This is a genomic window from Psychroflexus sp. MES1-P1E (genome assembly GCF_002836055.1).
Taxonomy (GTDB): domain Bacteria; phylum Bacteroidota; class Bacteroidia; order Flavobacteriales; family Flavobacteriaceae; genus Psychroflexus.
The window spans coordinates 1-5,215 of sequence record NZ_PJBS01000168.1; the positions used below are offsets into that span (position 1 = coordinate 1).

At 30.0% G+C, this 5,215-nt stretch carries 3 protein-coding genes; all 3 read left to right on the plus strand.

Features of this window, described 5'->3' with window-relative positions; translation table 11 throughout:
• Positions 1-69: 69 nt before the first annotated feature.
• Complete coding sequence (locus CXF67_RS07880) at positions 70-1,608, plus strand: rhomboid family intramembrane serine protease (protein ID WP_102088259.1); 1,539 nt, start codon at positions 70-72, stop codon at positions 1,606-1,608.
• 221 nt (positions 1,609-1,829) lie between these two features.
• Positions 1,830-3,761: an ATP-dependent nuclease gene (locus tag CXF67_RS07885; protein ID WP_102088260.1), complete on the plus strand. Its 1,932-nt coding sequence runs from the start codon at positions 1,830-1,832 to the stop codon at positions 3,759-3,761.
• Positions 3,758-5,215: UvrD-helicase domain-containing protein (locus CXF67_RS07890; protein ID WP_102088261.1), on the plus strand; the 1,458-nt coding region annotated here is incomplete at its 3' end. The genes CXF67_RS07885 and CXF67_RS07890, both read left to right, overlap by 4 nt.

The following is a 5,215-nucleotide window of genomic DNA, read 5'->3' on the forward strand; positions in this document are numbered from 1 at the left end:
CTGTATAAATGGCATTAAAACGACCATTTATACTAAACGTTAGCTTGCATTTAAAACGAACATCGAGAATTGAACAATATTAAAACAAAACTTCAAGAGGTATATATCCCATTTATAATAGTTTCGATAGGAACTATTCTTTTTTACAATATTTTTCGTTGGACTTTAGATATTAAACTCGGGATTTTACCTTTAAAAGAAAACTTGTTGAATTTTTGGATTCCTTTCGCTCTTCCGTGGATTCCAATACTAATTTGGCTACGAAGAAGGATTCGAATTTTAAATATTAGAGGTAAAAGAGATAATGGATATTTTGGATATCAATTCGCTATGGCAGCTGCAATGGCTGTCCCAATAATTATAAGTCAAAACTACATTGAGAAAAGTTCTTTTGACTTGAACGAGATATCATCAATCTCAAAAATAAAAGAATTAAAAAATGAAAAATATTTCAAACTAACTTCATTTGATATTGACCATAACTCAAGTCTTCCTTATGCAACTGCAAGAACCTCTGGGAGAAATAATGATAACTTGAACTTTTACTTATATCTCGCTTGCCCTTTTGAAAACACAAATTCAATTTGGTATGGAGTTGAGTATAAAAAAAATGTAAGCAACAGAATTAATGAACAAAGGAAAAATTCAGAATATAGAACCTTTATAAACAAATCCGAAAAAGAGTTTAAAACCTATAATTTTCAAGATGTAGAATATTTTGAACAACTTGGATATTCTGATGACAGAGATGGTTTTATAGAAGCCATAAAAGAAAAGAATGCCAATTTGAACGAAAAGGAACAAATAATACTTATTCCAAAGAAAGATGTTTTTAACGAAAGACTTGGCAATTCTTTCCCTTGGATTTTTGGTTCTTTTGGAATTGGAGCTTTTATTCTATTAGTAATGGTGCTAATTCCAAAAATTGATAAAAAGGAATTAAACGATATAAAAAAAAATAAACCATTAAAAGAAGATGATTTAAAAGACATATTAGGTTTTCTAAACCCAATGGGCGAAAATAAAGCTACTGCAATTTTATTACTTTTAAATATTATTGTTTTCTTAATTATGATATTTGACGGGCTTAACATTGTTTCGCCTACACCAAAAGAATTACTCGAAATTGGAGGAAATAGAAGAGTTGAAGTTATGAATGGAGAATATTGGAGATTACTTTCTTCTATGTTTATTCACGGAGGACTTTTACACTTGTTTATGAACTTAATAGGTCTTGGGCTTGGAAGTAGTTTATTAGAAAATGTACTCGGTTCAGTAAAGCTGATAGTTGTTTATGTTATTTGCGGAATACTCGCGAGTTTAGCGAGTATTTATTGGCACGAAAACACGGTTAGTGTCGGAGCATCTGGAGCAATTTTTGGACTTTATGGACTGATTTTAGCGTTTACCGTTTTCAAAATTTACCCAAATTATATGAGAGGAATGACTTGGATGTTGTTGGGACTTTATGCAGGAGTAAGTCTATTATTCGGGTTTTTAGGCGGTATTGATAATGCAGCCCATTTTGGAGGACTAATAAGTGGATTTATTATTGGAGGAGTTTTGATTTTAGTAAATAAAGAACAGCTGAAGAAAAACGCAAGCTAACAATGTATATAAAAAATAGGGCAAAAAGTGCTAAAACCATAGGCTTGTGCTTATTTGCAAAGCCCGCCATATTTTTAATTTGTATTTTAGAAAACGAAAAGATAAAATTAAAATGAAAAATATGGCTAAGTGCAAAACTGAAAGTAATTGCTTATCAACCGCCCTACTTTTCATATACTAACCGTTAGCTGTAATACCAAATCACCTCCTAAAATCAAAGAATGTATCTATCATATATCAAAGTAGAAAATTATAAAGGAGTTGAAATTGTGGAAACAGAATTTGACCCTAATATCAATATAATTATTGGTGAAAACGGAAGTTGTAAATCTGCTTTAATTGATGCAATAAGGTTGTTATACAATATTGGTGAACCGATAAGAGAAATATCTGTATCATCTGATGATTTTTATCAAAAAAGAGTAACAACTGACGCTGGAATCCATATTGAAAAAGCCACACTAATTACAATAACATATCTTTTTAAAGGCCTTACAACTGCTCAAAAAGGTGCTTTTTATGAGTATATGGTAATAGACCCAGATGATACTGCTGAGGATTATGCTAAAATAACAATCAGCTATGAAGAAAAAGATGGGAAATACCCTCAGTTTTCATATAATACTGGAGATATTGATGGTCAAAAAGCTGACTACAAAACTTTTGAATTATTTCAACATTATTATTTAGGAGCATTAAGAGATAGTACTCGTGATTTATTAAGTACTCGTGGAAATGTTTTAGGTAGAGTAATTAAAAGATTCGTAAAAAGGAACCAAACAGAATCTGAGATTGAGCAGATAATGAAAGACGCAAATTCTCAGCTACTTGGCAGAGAAGAAGTGACAAATACTAGAGATGGCGTAAATCAAAATTTGGAAGGTATTTTTAAGAAGTTTTTAGACAACAAAATTGGTCTTAGAATAGAAGATTCAAGAACAGAATATATTGTCAACGCAATAAAACCATTTTTACCTCATAACAGAGAAAGTTTAAATGAAGAAGGATTTCACTTGTGGCAAAATAGCTTAGGTTTAAATAACCTCATTTATATTGCAATTGTATTGGGAGACGTTAAACAACAAATAGAAGATAATGAAATACCACATTATGCTCTTCTAATTGAAGAGCCTGAAGCCCATTTACACCCTCAACTTCAATTAAGCTTATACAACTTTCTTACTAGTGCTAACACTTCAGATAATAGTCAGTTGTTTATAACTACTCATTCTCCTACTCTAACTTCAAAAGTACCTTTAAAGAACCTAATCCTATTAGATAATAAGAAAGCTCATAAGCTAGAACACCAATTTCAAAATAGATTAGCTGAAAATATAATTCAAGATACGACTAATAACACTCCATTAAGAGATGTTGATTTTCAATTAAGTCAAAAAAAACTTGAACGATATATTGACGTAACAAAGTCTCAACTTTTTTACGCAAAGTCAGTATTGTTTGTGGAAGGAATTTCAGAAGAACTTTTACTTTCTTCATTTACAAGATTAGACGATTATCAACTGGAAGATTATAGAGTTGAAGTAGTTAATGTAAAAGGAACATCTTTTTATCCGTTCTTATATTTATTCAACAAACAAGAGGAAAGTAAAAGAATAAACAAACCAATTACAGTACTTACAGATGATGACCGTTTTACATCTTCTAAAGAATCGAAGTATAGTTTTGACAAATTACTAGAAACAGATTATTCTGTTTTAACAGAGTTAGATGATAACATACAAAATGGAAATCAAGTAACTAGAATTGCAAATTTAAACTCCGTTGCAAATAATGCAGATAACATAAAAATATCTCACTCTTATAAAACTTTAGAGTATGAATTGGCCATTCATAACATTAAGGAGAATCGCACGGAACTATCTGATAATTTTCTTTTTGACTATGTCAATCAAAAATTTTCAGATAAAATTGATAAAATCATTGAATATACTGCAACGTTCGATAATGATATTATGTCAGAAACTGAAAAACGAAAAGTAGGGATTTTATTATGGAAAGCATTACCATCAAAAGCTGACTTTGCTCAAGATTTTTCGATACATATCCTTGAAAACTTGGTAAGTGCAAAAGATTCCTTTGTAATCCCTCCATATATACAGGAAGGACTAACTCATTTAAGACAAGGAATATGATTTATGACTTAAATGAAGAAAGAAGTGCATATCTCCAAGCAAGAGGGAAAATCATATTAAATGCTTGTCCTGGAAGCGGTAAAACAACCACAATAGCTCAAAAAATTATAGAGTTAGAACAGTCAAAAGAAATTGATTCCTATTCAGGTATCGCTTGTCTATCATTTACAAACTCTGCAAAAGATGAAATAAACGAATCTTATTCAAAACTAAGTGGGAAAATTTTAAGGTTCCCTAATCACGTTTCCACTATTGATAGTTTTATAAATAAATTTATCACACTTCCTTTTTATAATATCTTAAATCGAGATTTTAATAGACCTAAAATTCTTGACCATACCAATATTCTAAATGATATGTGGAAGAATGAATATACTGGTAGAGATGGGAAATTAAAAGAAGGTTTAAAAAGACCATTGAACAACCCTGAATATAAAGCAAAAAACAATAGAAGTATTTTCTATGCGTATCAACCAAGTTCAATTAGAATAGAACCTGATGGAAAATTTACAGTTGAAGGAAAAACACCTTCTAATGGAACTGTAGATTCTGATAAATTCAACAACTATTGCCAATTAATTAAACAAACGCAGTTTAAAAAAGGGTTAATATCAACAGGAGATTCAGCATTTATTGCTCTTCATATATTAAGAACAAATCCAAAAATTTGTCAATGGTTAGCCTTGAGGTTTCCTTTTATCATAATTGATGAAGCTCAAGATAACTCTTTAATTCAACACGCAATTTTTGAAGAATTGTCTAAAGAAGGATTAAAAAACATTGAATTAATTGGTGACCCTTATCAAAGTCTGTATGAGTGGAGAGATGCTAATCCAAATGAATTTTTAAAAAAATATAACGCAGACGATAGTTGGAATTCTTTTGACTTAACAGATAACAGAAGGTCTCCTCAAAATATTATTGACGTATTTTCTGTACTAAGAAAAGCAGATGACGCAAAAATAAATTGTGTTGACAATCCTACTTTAGACAACTCAATTATTGTTTACAAATACTCTGAAAACAATCATCAATCAATCATCAAACACTATGAAGAACTTTGCTCGACTAACAATTTCAAAAAAAACAATATTGTAGTTAGAGGAAATTCATTAAAGAATAAATTATTAGGAAAAACAACAGAAGAAAGACCTTGGGGAATTGAACTACCAAAAGAAATTATTACAGCAAAAAATCGTTTTTTTGGTAATGACATTAAAAATTCCATAAACGAAATGCGTAGTATTTCTGTAAGATTATTAAATCCTAGTAGTGACTACCATCAGTTAAAAGAAATCGAAAGAGATTTAAAAGAAAATCATCTTTTTAATTCACTTTTATTTCAGATTCTAATAGAACTCCCAAGTTTTGATTTGACAGTTGCAAATTGGACAAATCAAACTGAAAGCTTTATGAAAGAAAAATTGAATTTAGATTATGATGTTGATTTTAAC